Annotated in this window: 15 protein-coding genes; 4 read left to right on the top strand and 11 right to left on the bottom strand. The window is 36.4% G+C overall.

Translation table 11 applies throughout. The features are described from left to right. The first annotated feature begins 67 nt into the window (after positions 1-67). A complete protein-coding gene (locus tag ACTB0X_RS11920; protein ID WP_463025254.1) occupies positions 68-1,003 on the top strand; it encodes an isoaspartyl peptidase/L-asparaginase family protein in 936 nt (311 codons plus the stop codon). A gap of 84 nt (positions 1,004-1,087) precedes the next feature. Here the strand turns inward: ACTB0X_RS11920 and ACTB0X_RS11915 are convergent, their stop codons facing one another. Beyond that, positions 1,088-1,951, bottom strand: coding sequence for a cyanophycinase (locus ACTB0X_RS11915; RefSeq protein WP_463025253.1), 864 nt, complete (start codon positions 1,949-1,951; stop codon positions 1,088-1,090). A gap of 95 nt (positions 1,952-2,046) precedes the next feature. On the opposite strand from ACTB0X_RS11915, the gene cphA reads away from it, so the two are divergent. Continuing rightward, positions 2,047-4,659: a cyanophycin synthetase gene (gene cphA / locus ACTB0X_RS11910; protein ID WP_463025252.1), complete on the top strand. Its 2,613-nt coding sequence runs from the start codon at positions 2,047-2,049 to the stop codon at positions 4,657-4,659. A 148-nt stretch (positions 4,660-4,807) separates the two neighbouring features. On the opposite strand, the gene ACTB0X_RS11905 is transcribed toward cphA, so the two are convergent. The 9 genes from ACTB0X_RS11905 to ACTB0X_RS11865 form a co-directional block, all read right to left on the bottom strand. Then, positions 4,808-5,383 (bottom strand): GNAT family N-acetyltransferase, encoded by a 576-nt coding sequence (locus tag ACTB0X_RS11905; protein WP_463025251.1) that lies wholly within the window; start codon positions 5,381-5,383, stop codon positions 4,808-4,810. Between the two features lie 171 nt (positions 5,384-5,554). Then, complete coding sequence (locus ACTB0X_RS11900; protein WP_463025250.1) at positions 5,555-6,757, bottom strand: T9SS type A sorting domain-containing protein; 1,203 nt, start codon at positions 6,755-6,757, stop codon at positions 5,555-5,557. A 158-nt stretch (positions 6,758-6,915) separates the two neighbouring features. Then, positions 6,916-7,293: a DoxX family membrane protein gene (locus ACTB0X_RS11895; RefSeq protein ID WP_463025249.1), complete on the bottom strand. Its 378-nt coding sequence runs from the start codon at positions 7,291-7,293 to the stop codon at positions 6,916-6,918. After that, on the bottom strand, positions 7,290-8,261 hold the full coding sequence (locus ACTB0X_RS11890) for an SRPBCC domain-containing protein (RefSeq protein ID WP_463025248.1): 972 nt from the start codon (positions 8,259-8,261) through the stop codon (positions 7,290-7,292). Before ACTB0X_RS11890 ends, ACTB0X_RS11895 begins: the two co-directional genes overlap by 4 nt. Next, the gene (locus ACTB0X_RS11885; protein WP_463025289.1) at positions 8,258-8,578 is read right to left on the bottom strand and encodes an ArsR/SmtB family transcription factor; all 321 of its coding nucleotides are present in this window, start codon (positions 8,576-8,578) and stop codon (positions 8,258-8,260) included. Before ACTB0X_RS11885 ends, ACTB0X_RS11890 begins: the two co-directional genes overlap by 4 nt. A 194-nt stretch (positions 8,579-8,772) precedes the next feature. Next, positions 8,773-9,402, bottom strand: a complete 630-nt coding sequence (locus tag ACTB0X_RS11880) for a porin family protein (RefSeq protein WP_463025247.1) — start codon at positions 9,400-9,402, stop codon at positions 8,773-8,775. Between the two features lie 130 nt (positions 9,403-9,532). After that, the gene (locus ACTB0X_RS11875; protein WP_463025246.1) at positions 9,533-9,916 is read right to left on the bottom strand and encodes a DUF3037 domain-containing protein; all 384 of its coding nucleotides are present in this window, start codon (positions 9,914-9,916) and stop codon (positions 9,533-9,535) included. After that, positions 9,906-10,685 carry a HipA family kinase gene (locus tag ACTB0X_RS11870; RefSeq protein ID WP_463025245.1) on the bottom strand — a complete coding sequence of 260 codons (780 nt, stop codon included), beginning with the start codon at positions 10,683-10,685 and terminating at the stop codon, positions 9,906-9,908. Before ACTB0X_RS11870 ends, ACTB0X_RS11875 begins: the two co-directional genes overlap by 11 nt. A gap of 38 nt (positions 10,686-10,723) precedes the next feature. Further along, on the bottom strand, positions 10,724-11,362 hold the full coding sequence (locus ACTB0X_RS11865) for a DoxX family membrane protein (protein WP_463025244.1): 639 nt from the start codon (positions 11,360-11,362) through the stop codon (positions 10,724-10,726). A 443-nt stretch (positions 11,363-11,805) separates the two neighbouring features. On the opposite strand from ACTB0X_RS11865, the gene ACTB0X_RS11860 reads away from it, so the two are divergent. Next, positions 11,806-12,648 carry a hypothetical protein gene (locus tag ACTB0X_RS11860; protein WP_463025243.1) on the top strand — a complete coding sequence of 281 codons (843 nt, stop codon included), beginning with the start codon at positions 11,806-11,808 and terminating at the stop codon, positions 12,646-12,648. Between the two features lie 244 nt (positions 12,649-12,892). Here the strand turns inward: ACTB0X_RS11860 and ACTB0X_RS11855 are convergent, their stop codons facing one another. Further along, positions 12,893-14,851 carry a M1 family aminopeptidase gene (locus tag ACTB0X_RS11855; RefSeq protein WP_463025242.1) on the bottom strand — a complete coding sequence of 653 codons (1,959 nt, stop codon included), beginning with the start codon at positions 14,849-14,851 and terminating at the stop codon, positions 12,893-12,895. Between the two features lie 255 nt (positions 14,852-15,106). Between ACTB0X_RS11855 and ACTB0X_RS11850 the strand changes: the two genes are divergently transcribed. Continuing rightward, positions 15,107-16,309 carry a hypothetical protein gene (locus ACTB0X_RS11850; protein WP_463025241.1) on the top strand — a complete coding sequence of 401 codons (1,203 nt, stop codon included), beginning with the start codon at positions 15,107-15,109 and terminating at the stop codon, positions 16,307-16,309. The last annotated feature ends 120 nt before the right edge of the window (positions 16,310-16,429 follow it).

Genomic DNA, 16,429 nt, shown 5'->3' with positions numbered 1-16,429 from the left:
TATAAAATTCATTATTCCAGATAAGACCTTAACTTCGTGTAAAATTTATTTTAAAAAATAATAGACAATGGAAAAACGCTTTTCAATCGCCATACATGGAGGTGCAGGAACCCTTTTAAAAGGTCAGATGACTCCCGAAAAAGAAGCTGCTTACAAAGCTGTTTTATCAACGGCATTGAATTGTGGTTATGATTTGTTAGAAAATGGTGGAACCTCGCTTGAGGCTGTTGAATTGGCAGTTAAAGTGATGGAAGATTCACCACTTTTTAATGCAGGAAAAGGAAGTGTTTTTACCCACGAAGGAACGCATGAAATGGATGCGTCTATCATGGAAGGGAAAGAATTGAAAGCCGGTTCAGTGTCGTTGATTACCGGAATAAAGAATCCAATAGCATTGGCGAAAGACGTCATGGAAAAAAGCCAACATGTATTTTTGGCTGGAGAAGGAGCCATGCAATTTGCGAAAGAACAGAATTATAATTTAGAGTCACCGAGTTATTTCTACGACGAATTGCGCTACCAGCAATGGCATCAAATTAAAAATACCGAAGATTTTCAATTGGACCACAGTGTTAAAAAGGAAAGTAAGTTTGGTACTGTAGGCGCTGTAGCTTGCGATATTCATGGAAATTTGGCGGCTGCAACTTCCACAGGCGGAATGACCAATAAAAAATGGGGCAGAGTAGGAGATAGCCCAATGATTGGCGCCGGAACGTATGCCAATAATAAAACCTGTGCAATAAGTTGCACTGGAAGTGGAGAGTTTTTTATTCGAGCAGTGGTCGCTTATGATGTCTCTTGCCTGATGGAATACAAAGGAATGAGTTTAGAGGAAGCTGCGTCAGAAGTAATTCATAAAAAAGTGCTTGAAATTGGTGGCGATGGTGGTTTAATTGCAGTGGATGCAATGGGTAATATCGCCATGCCTTTCAATACTGAAGGGATGTACCGTGGAAAACGCACTTCTACAAGTGAAGCAGTTATCCAGATTTATAAAGACTAAGTGACTCATCGAACTCCTCCGTTCATGCGGTGCAGTTCGATGAGTGTTGTCCTTTTTAAGGCTAATTCTGACTACTAAATAGTATTAGACCGATTCTTTGCGAGCATGAATTGGGGAGATTTGCAATTTGCGTTTCTTCACCACAAACTGATCCCCACCCACTAAAATGTGTGTTACTAAATTGTTTAGCGTCATTGGAGAGTTTGGCGCCAATGATTTCTCATTGTTGTGCCTTAATTTTCTCGGATTAAAAAGGATAATCATTCCAGAACCAATCACTTCGCATTGATTGCTTTCTTTGATCACCAATCCAGTATCTTCTGCTAATCCAACACCCACTAATTTTGGAAATTTTGCAACAGCTTCTGCCAATCTTCCAAAGCGCCCTCGACGAATAAAATGTGAATCAATGATGAGGTTAGGTTGAAAACTCATTCCCTGACCCATATTTACGGCCCCTTTTACAAAGGCCTCTGTACTGCTACCACCAGTGATCATTTCATGGCTCATGCACATAGCTCCTGCACTGGTTCCTGCTATCACAAAGTGCTCATTTTGATAACGACTCAAAATAATGTCGTGAATTTCCGTCTTGCCAATGTATTTTACAATTTTAGATTGATCTCCACCTGAAAACATAATGCAATCTGCTTTCTTCATCAAATCGATGTACTCGCTTTTCTCAGCATCTTTTCGATTTCGGATGTCCATTACCTCAAGGTTTGTACAACCTAGTTTTTGAAAAGCAATCAGGTATGTTTCCATAACTTCATCAGGAATACTTGAAGCAGTAGGTACAATTACGATCAATTTATCGGTTCCACCAGCTTCTTTCACCACACGAGCAAGAATGCCATCTTCAATATACTCCAAGGTATATTTTTCATTCTTATCTAATCCTTTGTCTTCGTTCCCCCCGATTGGAATTAATGTTCCCTTTACCTTCATTTCGACATAAATTTAGGGTGCAAAAATACGACAATAGTTAAAAAATATATTATAACTTTAACGAATTCATTCTTATTATTAAATATCAATCCTTTATGAAAATTATAGAAATAAATGCCATGCGAGGTCCTAATTATTGGTCGGTTCGCCGCCATAAATTAATTGTAATGGTGTTGGATTTGGAAGAAATGGAAGAATATCCTTCCAACAAAATTGAAGGTTTTAATAAGCGATTGCAAGACATGTTTCCGAGTATGTACAGTCATCGATGCTCGGTAGGAACTGCAGGAGGATTTTTTGAACGCGTGGAGGAAGGAACTTGGATGGGGCACATTATCGAGCACATCGCATTAGAGATTCAAACGTTAGCAGGAATGGATACTGGTTTTGGGCGAACCAGAGATTATGGAGAAAAAGGCGTTTATAATGTGGTCTTTTCCTACCTAGAGGAGAATGTAGGCCGATTTGCGGCAAAATCTGCAGTCGCTATTTGTGAAGCGCTAATAGAAGGAAAAGAATATGATTTAGAAGCAGACATTCAAGAAATGCGAGAATTGCGGGAAGCCGAGCGATTAGGGCCAAGCACAGGTTCTATTGTGGAAGAAGCTGAAAGTAGAGGTATTCCTTGGATAAGATTGAATAAATATTCGCTTTGTCAGTTGGGTTATGGCGCCAATCAGAAAAGAATTCAGGCCACTGTAACCTCAGAAACAAGCAGTATTGGTGTAGAGTTAGCTTGCGACAAAGAAGACACCAAAGAATTACTAGAGCAAGCGGAAGTGGCGGTGCCTAAAGGAGACATTATCAGCCGTGAAAGTAGTGTTCAAGAAGCGTGTAATTACGTTGGGTTTCCGTTGGTGGTTAAACCAATCAATGGCAACCATGGAAGAGGCATTACGGTGAATGTCAACAATTATGAAGACGCTCTAGTGGCTTTTCGTGAAGCCAAAGAAGTATCAGCTAAAGTGATTATCGAGCGATACATTACTGGAGACGATTACCGATTGTTGGTGGTGAACCATGTATTTGTTGCGGTAGCTAAGCGAACGGCAGCTCATGTGATCGGAGATGGGGTTTCCACCATTGCAGAGTTGGTAAACAAAACAAATGAAGATCCTAGACGTGGTTTTGGGCATGAAAATATATTGACTAAAATAACAATCAATAGTTTGACAGAGAGTATTTTGTCAGCTATTGGATACACAGTAGACACAATCCCAAAAAAGGATGAGGTGGTGACTTTAAAAGACACAGCCAATCTAAGTACAGGTGGAACGGCAGAAGATGTGACAGACATTGTGCATCCGGCAAATGTTTCAATGGCCGAGCGGATTTCAAAAATTATCGACCTCGATATTTGTGGAATTGATATCATGACGACTAACATCAGTATTCCTTTGGATGAGACCGGAGGAGCAGTTTTAGAAGTAAATGCAGGACCTGGCTTTAGAATGCACTTAGCGCCAACTAAAGGGTTGCCTCGAAATGTGGCTGCGCCGGTGGTTGATAAATTATTTCCAAATCAAGGCGACACCGGACGAATTCCGATTGTTGCCATTACAGGAACCAATGGGAAAACAACGACTTCTCGATTGATTGCACACATGGCAAAAATGAGAGGGTTTAGAGTGGGATATACCACCAGTGATGGCGTTTACATTCAGAATAGAATGTTGATGAAAGGAGATTGCACCGGGCCAAGTAGTGCAGAATTTGTATTGAAAGATCCGACGGTCAACTTTGCGGTGTTGGAATGTGCTAGAGGCGGATTATTGAGAGCAGGATTGGGGTTTAAAAACTGTGATGTGGCTATTGTGACCAATGTCGATGCAGACCATTTAGGATTGAAAGGAATTCACACCATTGAGCAATTGGCAAAAGTGAAAGGCGTATTGCCAGAGACCGTTTTGCCAGATGGATATGCTATCTTAAATGCCGATGACGACTTGGTGTATGACATGCGAAAAACGATTAAAAGCAACCTCGCATTGTTTTCTATGAACGAAGAAAATCCTAGAATCAAGGCGTTACAAAAGTTGGGTGGAATCACTGCGATCTACGAAAACGGATTCATTACCATTTGCCGAGGCACATGGAAAATGCGGATTATGGAAGCCAAAGAGATTCCATTGACCTATGATGGAAAGGCGACCTTTATGATTCAGAATATTTTGCCAGCAGTGCTCGCGGCAAATGTGAGAGGAATCAGTATTGAAGACATGAAAGCGGCACTGACGACTTTTATACCTTCGGCCACTCAAACTCCAGGTAGGTTGAACTTCTTTAAGTTTAAAAATTTCACTGTATTGTTAGATTATGCGCACAATCCATCAGGAATGTTGGCATTGAAGAAATTTACTGACAGTATAGAAGCCACAGTTAAAGTGGGAATAATAGCTGGTGTGGGCGATAGAAGAGAAGAAGATACCAATCAAATTGGAAGCATTGCAGCAGATATGTTCGACGAAATTATTATTCGCCAAGATAAGCGATTGAGAGGAAGAACAGAGGAGGAGTTGATCAATATGTTGAACGACGGTATAAAAATGAAAGATCCCAACAAAAAGACCACCATCATTCCTTCGGAAAAAGAAGCCATTACGTATGCCATTAAAAATGCTCAAAAAGGTTCACTTATCGTGTTGTGCAGCGATGTGATACCAGAAGCATTGAATTTAGTGATGAAATTTAAAGAGGAAGAAGTATAGGAATTGAGTGGTTTGTAAAATAAAGCCATTTTGAAAACCAATTGAAAAAATGGTTTTCTTTTTAATCATTTTAGGATCGTTGCGCACAGCGATCTTAAAATGATTTTTTTGTTAAAGTTGATTTGAGATTATTAGTAATACTACTGTATTAGTGGGGATTAATAGAAGTTGTACTTCGTTTTCGTTCGTCCGTTTCAAGAATGGAATATTCAAAATTATCCGACCAACCTGATTTTAAGGGCAAGACTTGTCTTCCTCTGCCTTCTCTTATCATACCTGCCTTTTCAAGAACTTTGATCGAACCAATATTATCTACAGCGCATCCTGCCTGAATTCTATGCAGATTTAATTCATCAAATCCGTAATCTATCATTTTCGCTAAAACTTCTGTGGCTATTCCTTGATTCCAATAAGAAGGAAGTATTTTAAACCAAATTTCTCCGCGTCTATATTTTTCACTGCCTAGTTTTAGACCAAATAGACCAATGAAATCGTAATCCAACCTATTTTCAATTGCAAAGGTGTAGTTCTTAATATCCTTCTGTTCATTTTCCGCAACCCAAGGTGTAATAATGGATTTGGTTTCCTCCCTATTATTTGGAATTCCCAATGCATTGTATTTATCCGTTTCAGGCAACGTGTGGAGGTTATGAATGGAGATTAAATCAGATGATTCAATCAACCTTAACCTAGTTCTATTTGTGGAGATTTTTATTTCGGTCATTTTTTCAATTGTAACTAACACCAAATTAATTAGTAAATAATCAATATTAAATTAATTTTGTTCAATTTACAGCTAAAATTTCGGTGTTATTAATAAAGGTCAACGAATTCAAATTTTCTTGGGGAATTAACCACAATCACTTTGTATAAATACAATGGATTAAAAGATCAATTAATTCTTTATAATCTTTTTTCGAACTCCAAGCTCAGGGAAATCTATTATGTAAGCCCCTTTTTTTAATTGTTTTAAATTGATAGAATTATTAATGATTACCCCATCAAGAAATAAGCTCTTACCATCAACACTATATATTTTAAATTTTATATTGGTATTGCTCTCTCGGTCGATTTTTAAAAAGTCGTTAACAGGGTTAGGGTACACAACAATTTGATCATTTAATTGATTAGACTTCAATCCGATTGTTTGCTTAATAGATATTCTGGTTTCTGTTTTAAAACGCTCGGTGGTAATAAATGCTGCATTAGTTTTACCTTGACCTACCCGAAAGTAGAGTGTCGAATTCGAATCCATGGCGACCGTATCATTAATCACATAATTACTATAGAAAGGTGCTCCATACCCCGTGATATAACCACCATACAAATTCAAAGTATCTAAATCTATACCTATGGTAGCAGATCTATTATAATGAACAAACACTGTAAATGAATAGTAATACTCATTATAGGGCAGAGTGTTTCTAAGAGGACAGGTCATTCCTCCGCCATTATGTGCCTCGCAAAATGTTGTTTGAATGAAGCTATCAGTTTTAACTGTGTTGGTATCTATGGGTGTATATCCATGAGGAATATGGGTATATGAAGTGCCGATCTCATCAATATATACTGTGTCCTTAGAAGGCAAGTTTGAAGTGACACTAATTTTCACCAAAGAGTCATAAGACATACTAATTTTACCGTTATAATATTGATTGGAATCCGGATTTGTAATTCTAGTGGTAATGGTTGAACGATTTGATATCTGAAATACAGTGTCTATTTGAGGTTGAGTGGATTGATCAAACATTAAACTGTCAAATAAAACTCCATTGGTATCAACCATCAGTTTATTCACCCCCCTGATCCCACCGGTAAACGATAACCTAACTGGCACATTCTTATTATAGTATGGACTTGCTATATTTTCTTCACCCAGTAGTATGTTTTCTGTTGTTGAAAATTGATTTATTGGTCTAAGAGAAGAATGTTTTTCAATTTGATGGGGTGCACTGATTACAATTGTATCAATTGAATAGCTTCCATAAGGTTTATGTTCGAAAATTGCACCAAGCGCGTTTTCGTAACCTATAAAATATTGTGAGAAGCAAGTAGAATAACTGATGACACAGCAGGTAATTAGTAAAAATGTTTTCATTTCGGTTGGTTTAACTTCTTTAACGACAAAACCTTGTAGTTAGTATAGCTGTTAAAGAAACTTTTAAAAATTTCAATTTGATTATTGCTGTTTTCAACCCATAAATGCAACACATGTATTTTTTAATATTTCAATAGAACTCTTCCCGTCAAGCCACACTATCTCACAAGTGGTAAATACTTTTCTCTATTTTCAATAATTACCCATAAGTTGATGATAAACAATACTGCAGCTATTGGTAAACCGGATGGTTCATTTACAGTATTGGTTAATAAAATACCAACCATTATTGGAAAAATTACAATAGCACCTAAAGCTCTTGTCTTCGAAAAAATAAACAGGAATCCTCCTATCACTTCAAAGATGGCGACTAAAGGAATTAGCCATTTAATGGTATTGAATGCCTCCATCACATTAAGCAAACTCTCTGGCAAGTCGTCGGGGACTGGCATGTAATTAAAGAATTTGTTTAATCCTGCATTGATAAAGATTAGGCCAAATAGTAAGCTTAAAATAAATGTAATTTTATTTTTCATAGTTCATCGTTTTGATAGTTTATCATCCAATTAATTCCATATTTATCCGAAAATTCGCCAAAATAGGCTCCAAAAAATACATCGGCCATTGGCATTGTAATATTACCCTCAGCTGAGAGTGCGTTAAACAATCGGTCAGCTTCTGCTCTTGTTTCAGGTTCAATACAAATATGCATATTATTTCCTTTGGTCATTGTAAAGCCCATTTCTTTGGGAGCATCTGTTCCCATCAATAGATGTCCACCTGTAATTGGAAGCTCTACATGGAGTATCATTTGTTTAATTGAATCTGCAATTGGTGGGTTTCCTTCTTCAACAGGGATCTCTCCAAAACGCTGAATTCCTTTTCCTACAAATTCAGAATTGAATACCGATTTATAAAACAAAAATGCTTCTTCGGTTTTTCCATCAAAGTTTAAATAAGTGGTTACTCTACCTTTTTTATTGGGTTTATTCTCTTTCCTCAATCGGAATTGAGCTTCTAAATATTGGTCAAGATTTTTGAGTGCCATCGTAAATCCTTCCTTGAAACCAAAGGCTATAATTTTTTCTAAGTCTTCAAGACTATCATATTGGGCGGTAATGTTTACAAAAGTTGTTTCACCATTTTCATTGAACATATTTGTCCAAAGTGTGCGAGGCATCTCTTCATTAATAGTTCCATTTTCATCGCAAAAGGCATCCAAACCTGAAAACATAGATTGATGAATTATTTGATTGTAGTCGTTTTTGCACCAATGTTTTACATTTTCAGGACTTACCATCGCATACAACCACATGCCGCCTTCTTTAAATTCCATTGATTTGGTCTCGGTGCGGTAGGGTTTTGGTGCCCACCAAAGGTCAAGAATTTCGGGATTTGTCCAAGCCTCCCAAACCATTTTTAGCTCAGCTGCAAACTCACGCTCAACATGAACCGTGTTGTTTTCTTTGTTGACTTTAAAGTCAAATTTTAAATGACTATTCATATTTTTTTGGATTTTAATTGTTCTAAAACTGTATCAAGTTGGTCGAATCGTTTGGTAAGTGATTGTTTAAATTCTTCCAACCATTTCTCAACTTCTTTCACTTTGGCAGCATTTAAGTGGTAATTAATTTCTCTTCCTTGTTGCTCTTGATTGACAATTTCACATTCAGTCAGAATTTTCAAGTGTTTAGAAACCGCCTGTCTACTAGAGTCGAAGTGTTCGGCAATGGCATTTGGCGTCATTGAACCAACTGTTAAAAGCATAATGATTGCTCGTCGTGTTGGGTCTGCTATTGCCTGAAAAACATCTCGTCTAATTTCCATTGATTTTTTTATTTGCTACTATTTGGTTGCAAATATAAATGCAATTATTTGGTTGCGCAAATATTTTTTATTGAATTTTGGTGTTGATGAAGGTATTTTTTTAGAAAAAAATCAAAAAGAGTTGAGATGATTATAACTATTGGTCAATTACTAGTAGAGCTTAATTATCCTCACTACAACCTATTAATTTAGAGATGGTAATTCATCTGAAATAAGAAACCAGCCGAATTAATTCTTTCAACAAGAGGAGCAATACTCATGTCTACGATTCCTAAATTAAATCTTGGGCCAAAGTTAAACGCCAATCGATCATTGATATTAAATTCTAATCCTCCGCCCAATAAAACAGAAAGATCTATAGCTTTATAATTATCCGTCGTAGTTTTAGATTTAGTCGATTTATTTTTGAAGTTTTCTTTTACCAAAATACCTGTATTGAGCCCTGCATTTCCATATAGCTTTACTTTTCCCTCTGTTTTAAAAGTTGCAAATATGGGGATTTGAAGGTAGTTTAAGTTTACCTTAATGATGTCTTGACTCATAAAATTCCCGTTAATGTCAGGAAAAATGACTTCTGTTTTTGCTCCTTTTCTTTCGTATTCCAATCCAATGTTCAACTGAATAACCTCTGATAATTGGTACTCCAATTGCATACTTGGGGTAACAAAAAACACGGCATTATATTTAAATAATTCGTTCTGCAAAACAGAAAACATTGGCTTTACGCCAATTCCAATGCGGAATTTTGAATCTTGTCCTTTTAAAAGAAAACTACTGAATAATAAAAATAGTATTGGGATGATTGATTTTTTATACATTTTTTAGGATTTTAATTGGTGTATATCGTTGGCAACTTGTTTATATTGATTTTTTAAGAGTTTTCTTTCAAAATGATAGCGAAGGTCAAAATCAATACGAATAGAAACAAAGTGATGTGTTATAATGGAATCACAACACATACTTTTCAAAGATATCTAGCAGTGCTTTTTCAGGATCTGTATCGAACCCAGGATGTGTTTTAGAGCTTTGAATCGCAGTGCTTCGGCTAGCCGTCAACCATCTAAAACGATCGGACAATTCTAGTTGTCCTATTTTTCCACCTTTTGGATCACCTTCACAAACGAGTTTCCACGCATCTAAATAGGCTTTAAACTGATCCAATTCTATTTCAGAAGTGAATGCTTTTAGCTTGGTTTCATCAATTTCAACCTTGATGCCTAAAAACTTTTTCTGTTTAGAAAATAGAATAACTCCGACATTAAAAAATTCTTCTCGTTCCACTTTTGGAACAATCCGAATGATGGCGTATTCAAAAGTGCATTTATCTGGCATCGTTGGCTTCTTTAACTAATGAATCAATCTTAGACAGTCGGTTAGTAATAAATTCAATGTAGGCGGCTCTCATTTCGTTAGGAGTCAACTTTTCAGATTCTATGGTCAACCAATCCTCAGGAATGTTGGCCACAATGTCTTCAATTATATTTGGCGTTAGCAACTGCTTAATTTCTGCTGCTGCTTCAGGTAGTTTCTCGGCTTTTCTTAATAGCACGTGCTCTTTTATCAGTGGGAAAGTTCTGGTCAAATGGTTGGTCCAGTTGTCCCAGTTGTGGTGAAAATAAAAACTAGCCCCATTATCGATCACCCACAATTCATTGTTCCAATGCAGTAAGTTGGTGTTCTTATCTGTACGATCTATGTTGCTGATTATGCTATCGAGCATCACTACTTTAGAAGCCGTCATTGCATCTACTTTCGTCACCAAAGGATCGTAAGTAATAGCAGAGGATAAAAAATGCAACCCTAGGTTTAATCCGACACTGAACTTCAATAAATCTTGAATTTCCTCATCTGGTTCTGTCTTGCTGAAAGAATCATCTAAATTCATAAACACCAATTCAGGCACTTTTAACCCAATAGCTCGAGCGATTTCTCCACCTATAAATTCAGCGATTAATGCCATTTTCCCTTGTCCAGCCCCTCTAAATTTGAGGACGTACAAAAAACCATCGTCAGCTTTTACTATCGCAGGCATAGAGCCACCTTCTCGCAAAGGTTGCAAATATTGAGTGACATCAACAGTCCGAATATCGATTTTATTCATAACCACAAAAATGCTAAAATTATGGGGAGTAAATCTGACTATCCGATTATTTTATGGATGATTTCCATAATTACTTCAGGTATTCTGGACAGGCTTTCAATTGTTTCAGTTGGTTCTATAATCAACTGAGTGAAAATCTTCGGAAAAATGCCAACTATCTCAAGTGCAATAGCACACAATGGCAATAGCAAATACGCCCAATTAGAGAACCTAAATTTAGTATTGACATCTTGCCATACAGCGTTCCAAATTATTTTCATTTTCTCTTTATAATGCCAAAGGATTAGCATATCTAACAAAATGTAAAAACTTAGGCGCCAAGCAAAACCTTTAGCCATTGCTGCAGGCATAAATGTTAAGTCTATAATCAAGATGGTTGCAACTATTGGAAGAAATAGAAATGCTCCAATGATTGCAGTTCTGTTAATAAGCAATAAGAGGCCACAAATGATTTGAGAAATAGCAATAAAACTTTTGAAAGGTTCATGGTCAAATAAGTACCACGATAATTTAAATAGTGAAATATCTTTAAGTTGGGTGGTCATTTCTGCTTCGTTTATTCCAAACTGTCCACCTATTAGTTTGCTAAAACCATAACGCAGAAAAGTCCATGCAAGAAGAAATCTAGCTGTCAAAATAACGTAATCCCAAATTTGTTCTTTTGATATTTTCTTCATGATTTTTAATGGTAGTCTACATTCTTATCAAACAGAAGAAGTATTTATCTTCAGTCGGAATGTATTGGTTTTAGTTTATTTAGTTGTTTTTAAATTATTCCTAAAACGTTTTCTAAGATAATAAAAAAATACATTGAAAAGATTAGAAGAGTTTATAATTAGTAGGTTAGGAGAAGGAAAAAATATAATCTTCGGGAATTTAATTTTTCATTTATTATTGGGGAAAAAATGGAAGTTTTTAATTCAAATGATTATTAAAACTTAACGGCGAAATTTATATTTAAACATCCCCTAATTAATTTTAGTACAATAATTTTGACCACTAACTCTCTTTAAGTATGGAAGTTATTTTTGTTTGACGCTCTCTAAAATAAAAAGTGCCTTGAGCTGTCAGCCTTTGTGTTATATAAAGTAGTTATTTTTGAAATCTTTATTTGGGTTATATGAAAAAGTCGTTGAGAGCAGTTGGAGTTATTTTGTGTGTTATTTTTTCGGGTAATGTTTTGGCTCAGAATTTATTGAATCTAAGTAAAGTGTTTGTTGGATTTCAAGTAGAGGTAGGGTTTTTAAATAATGCAATTAAGAGTGAACCTGTAGCCCTAACTTCCACTGATTTTATTGTTCGAAATTCTTCGCTTAAAGGTAGATCAGGGGGCAATTTTAGTCATGTTCGGTTTATTCTAGGATATCGCATTAATAATTCTATGTCAGTCGATTTTAGGGCAGGGGTAGGTGGATTTGGAAGTACTGTTAATACAGCATATAGAAGCAGTCAAACCTATAATAATATTGGCACACACAGTGCAAGCGATATGTTTGCTACCCGATTTACCGGCTTAAGTTTTGAAACTTCTTTTAAACATAAAATTTTTCATTTAAATACAAGAAAACATCTTCGTTTTATTAATGGTCGCATAGGATTGGGGATGATAACTAATAATGATGGTAGAGGAATATCATATGAGGAACACTATTGGCCTTTCATAGGGATCACACATGAAAAGGATGATAGTCCAGTCGACTACAGGGGGACTAAATTACTTAAGATAAGTAATTTTCCTTTTACAAAGTTGGGTGTAGATTATGAAAGTAGGGGGAAAACTGGTTTTACATTTGCCTTTGACGTCTATATGTACCAACCTAATCTATTTTATGAAAATGAAGTTGAAGTAAAAGAGAATAAAAATGCGACTAGCGGGACTAAAATTTACCTCAATGATCAATTGGTTTCCTATTCAGTATCGATTAGCTTTTTCTTGAATCGCCTATTTGTAAAAAAAGAATAACGGTTTCAAAAAACAATACTTTTGCTCAAATATGAGCTACTTTATTTGGGTGCGTAGAAACAGCATATACCATTCTTTGTTCCATAATCCTTGTTTCATCCTAGGTGTAATGTTCTAAAATTACTTTTAAGTTAAAAAGTCTAAAGGATGTGCTTTATCGGACCTTCAGAAAGCACCCAAAAATCAAATAGAGTGGAAGAGTTTATAATTAGTGGGTTAGGGATTAAATTGTGTAGTATTTCTTCTACTTTATCAAACTCACCTTTTTAGTAATTCGGCTACCTTTCATTTGTATTTCCAAAAAATAAATTCCCTCAGATGAGTGGTTTAAATCGATGGAGTACAAGTTGTTTTGATTTGGGTATACACTGTTTTGTTGAATCAGTTTTCCACTCAAATCTCTCATTTTTATGGTTAATGGTTCATTTATAGCGCTCGATTTCAGGAAGAGTTGATTTCGTGCAGGGTTCGGAAATATCACGAAATCAGTGGAGCTCAATTCCTCTAATCCAATGAAAATATTAGGGTCGTAGGTGGCAGACTTCAAAATCCATTGATTTGGATCCAGCTCAATACTGCTGACTATTTTCGGCAGTGTAAATGCAAACTGCTGTGTTTGGCCATTGTTGTATACTTTAACTATTGTATCTGTAAAGTCGTTAAACGCTACTCGAATTTCAATCGGCATTTCAAAAACACTTCGCCAACCATTAGCTCCCTGCATTTGTTGGATGGCAATGTTCAATTGCAGCGCAGAAGTATCAAAGTTATAGTTGTAACCATAAACCGGGTAGCGCGCATCATAAATCCATTGGTCAAAAAAGTAATTGAGGTTTTGTCCACTTGTGTTTTCACAGATCAATTGAAAGTCTTCCGTGGTGGCATGTCCGTATTGGTGGTTGCTATCGGTAGCATAATTTTTAATTGCTTTGAAAAAAGTAGAATCGCCCAATACGCCTCTCAACATGTGTAAAACATAGGGACCTTTCTCGTATATCACCTCTTTAAACACTTGAAACGGATCGGATACATTGTTTCGATAAACACTGTCTGCTTTATAGTATTCAAAGGTTTGGACGTAGTTTTTATAAGCGTTAAACCCAAATTGATGTTCTATAAAAAGAGCTTCAGAATAACTCGCAAATCCCTCGTTCAACCATCCGTGATTCCAGGTGTCGCAGGTAATCATATCTGCAAACCATTGGTGAGCCAATTCGTGCACCGTTACATTTTTCCAGGCCAATCCCATATTGTTCACAATGGAATTGGTTTGGTTTTCTATTCCGCCATAATAGCCCAACTGCGTCATGGCGTATTTCTCTTTTAGAAAGGGATAAGGGCCAAAAGTAGCAGTAAAGAAATCCATCATGATGGGAACATCTGCCACTCCAGCTTGAGCTGCCGTCAGGTGAGAATTGAATACGTAATAGTCGATTGGAAAGGTATAAGTCGGCCCGACATACGTTTGCTGAAAATGATTAAAATTGGAAATGGCCACCATCACATAATAGGGCACAACGGGGTAGTAATGTTTCCATTGGTATTTCTTCGTTTTACCGATTGTTACCACCTGATCCAACAAACCATTTGAAATTGCCATCAATTGATTTCCACTAATGACTGTATCTTTAATGGTAATGTCAATAAAAGTAGAATCTGCTTTGTCGCTCAACCCATCTTTGCAAGGCCACCACGTATGCGCCAAATAGGGCGTAGATAAGGAGGCAATAATGGGCTCGTTTCCATTGTGAGTTTCGTAGCGCAATCCTTTAATTCCATTGATTAATTGCGGAATGCCTTGATAGTAAATAGTAAAAGAAAAAGTATCTCCTACATTGTAGCTATTTGAAAAGTTAATGTTGATTTGGTTGTTGACGAAAGTGTATGAGCTAGCGGCAGAAATACTATCTATGCGGTAAGCACGATCTAAATCTAGTTTAATACCCTGTAATCCGTTTTTAAGTGAAGTGAAAAGATAATTCACACTGCCTTTTAAATAGGCTGAATCAACCGATATTTCTAAATCCAAGTGATAAAAATTGACATCAAAAGTAGTATCGTTTGAAAGTGCCAATGGAGTAACTGCGCTTTTAGTAAAGCGGTGCTCCTGATTTTCTGTGTGCGGGTTGATTCTTATTTGCTGGCTTTTCAGATGGAGAATACTGCCGAAAAGTAAAGCGCTAAATAGTAGTAGATTTCTCATAGAAAGGGGAATTTCATTTAGAATGTGTTCTTTAAAGGTACGACTATTCTTTTTTGAGCGCATCAAGGTTTGATGACATTCTTCTCATTTTATGAAATCTATTGGTTCAATAGGATGTGACTTTTTTAAATGTGATGAACAAAAAAGAATTGCATGACTAACGGTAGTCCTCTATTTTTGCAAAAGAAATAATTGCATACGGGCTTGTTTTTTTCAATCATAGAAAAATACACTGTTGTTATTCTAGATTGATTTATGAGAGGTTTAAAAAGTATTTTTTCAATTGTTTTGTTACTTAGTATTCAGGTAATCGTTGCTCAATCATCAGATACAATAGCTCCTATTTTATGGAAAACGCAGTTGCCCACAATAGTTGCCAATCATCCTTTTGGGGTTTTTCTAACCCAAGCTCAAACTAATTTTACTCCTAAAACGAATCGTTCAAGCTTTCAATTTGAATACCAAGCAGGAAACATTTGGTTGCCCAAAGTGACGGCTTATATTCCTACAAACACCGCAGATGAGCAGGAAGCGGGACAGTATCCGTGGCATTATAGAGATCCTAAATCCATGACTGCACCTGATTCTCTGTCATTCCAAGGTGATGGTGTTTTAAGAACATACAACATTGGTTATGATTGGTCAATCAATGAAATCCACAGCATTCAGTTGACTGCAAAAATGTACTCTTTGGATGGCGGAAAACTTCCATTTTCCACGTTGAGCAGCGATGCCGCCATAGAGTGGTTTCACAGCAATGTGGCAGGTGGAGAAGACCCTTTTGCTAGAAAGGAGTATGAACTCAATCAAGCGCTGATCGACTACCAAGATGAAAATGGTCAAACACTACGGCTGAATAATGGTGATTTTGGACTATCAGGATTTGTCGTAAATTACAAATGCGCTGCTTTTTCAGATTACTTAGCGCAATTCAATACGGAATTGATGGGCAAAGTAGTGGCCGGAATTAACACCAATAAATATAATTCATCCATGGATTTTGGCTTGGGGATTTCAGGAGCCCGAAATTTTCAAATAAATGCAAACAATCATTTCAGAGCAGGATTGAGTTATGAAGCGATAAAGCACAATTTGATTGCGTCCCCTAATCAAGTTACTTTGATTGATCAGAATTTTTTAAAACAATTTGCACTTTTTCTTGGATGGGAAAGATCATTTAAGAATGATAAAGCATTTAGCATTAGCGGACTGTATCAGCATCAAAGCAGTTACCGAAACTCAGATCCTACCGATTATTATGCGCTAGAGGGCGCTAAAGATGTTTCCCATTGGCACTATGCCATTACTCATTTTTATGAATTGAGTGATAGAGTTAGCTTAATCTTAGCCTTTCAGAATAGAAAAATAACCTATGGTTTTTATTTAAACGAAGACATCGTTTCTGTGAATAATGCCCCAGACATTCAGACTGGTTTTAGTATTCAATATCGACCTTAATTTGTTTTAAGCTAGTTGTTCGAAGGACTAGTTAGAAATTAATAACTCTTCGTGAACTTCTTTTCTACAGAGAAATTAATCCGATTTATGAAGGTTTCATAGTCCTCAATAAAAAGATTA

The sequence above is a fragment of the Acidiluteibacter sp. genome, from assembly GCF_055129545.1.
This window is presented reverse-complemented; position numbering and strand designations above follow the sequence as displayed.

Excerpts from the sequence above, each read along its gene's own strand:
- ACTB0X_RS11920 (WP_463025254.1), top strand. The coding sequence starts at position 68 with ATGGAAAAACGCTTTTCAATCGCCATACATGGAGGTGCAGGAACCCTT.
- ACTB0X_RS11915 (WP_463025253.1), bottom strand. The coding sequence starts at position 1,951 with ATGAAGGTAAAGGGAACATTAATTCCAATCGGGGGGAACGAAGACAAA.
- cphA (WP_463025252.1), top strand. The coding sequence starts at position 2,047 with ATGAAAATTATAGAAATAAATGCCATGCGAGGTCCTAATTATTGGTCG.
- ACTB0X_RS11905 (WP_463025251.1), bottom strand. The coding sequence starts at position 5,383 with ATGACCGAAATAAAAATCTCCACAAATAGAACTAGGTTAAGGTTGATT.
- ACTB0X_RS11900 (WP_463025250.1), bottom strand. The coding sequence starts at position 6,757 with ATGAAAACATTTTTACTAATTACCTGCTGTGTCATCAGTTATTCTACT.
- ACTB0X_RS11895 (WP_463025249.1), bottom strand. The coding sequence starts at position 7,293 with ATGAAAAATAAAATTACATTTATTTTAAGCTTACTATTTGGCCTAATC.
- ACTB0X_RS11890 (WP_463025248.1), bottom strand. The coding sequence starts at position 8,261 with ATGAATAGTCATTTAAAATTTGACTTTAAAGTCAACAAAGAAAACAAC.
- ACTB0X_RS11880 (WP_463025247.1), bottom strand. The coding sequence starts at position 9,402 with ATGTATAAAAAATCAATCATCCCAATACTATTTTTATTATTCAGTAGT.
- ACTB0X_RS11875 (WP_463025246.1), bottom strand. The coding sequence starts at position 9,916 with ATGCCAGATAAATGCACTTTTGAATACGCCATCATTCGGATTGTTCCA.
- ACTB0X_RS11870 (WP_463025245.1), bottom strand. The coding sequence starts at position 10,685 with ATGAATAAAATCGATATTCGGACTGTTGATGTCACTCAATATTTGCAA.
- ACTB0X_RS11865 (WP_463025244.1), bottom strand. The coding sequence starts at position 11,362 with ATGAAGAAAATATCAAAAGAACAAATTTGGGATTACGTTATTTTGACA.
- ACTB0X_RS11860 (WP_463025243.1), top strand. The coding sequence starts at position 11,806 with ATGAAAAAGTCGTTGAGAGCAGTTGGAGTTATTTTGTGTGTTATTTTT.
- ACTB0X_RS11855 (WP_463025242.1), bottom strand. The coding sequence starts at position 14,851 with ATGAGAAATCTACTACTATTTAGCGCTTTACTTTTCGGCAGTATTCTC.
- ACTB0X_RS11850 (WP_463025241.1), top strand. The coding sequence starts at position 15,107 with ATGAGAGGTTTAAAAAGTATTTTTTCAATTGTTTTGTTACTTAGTATT.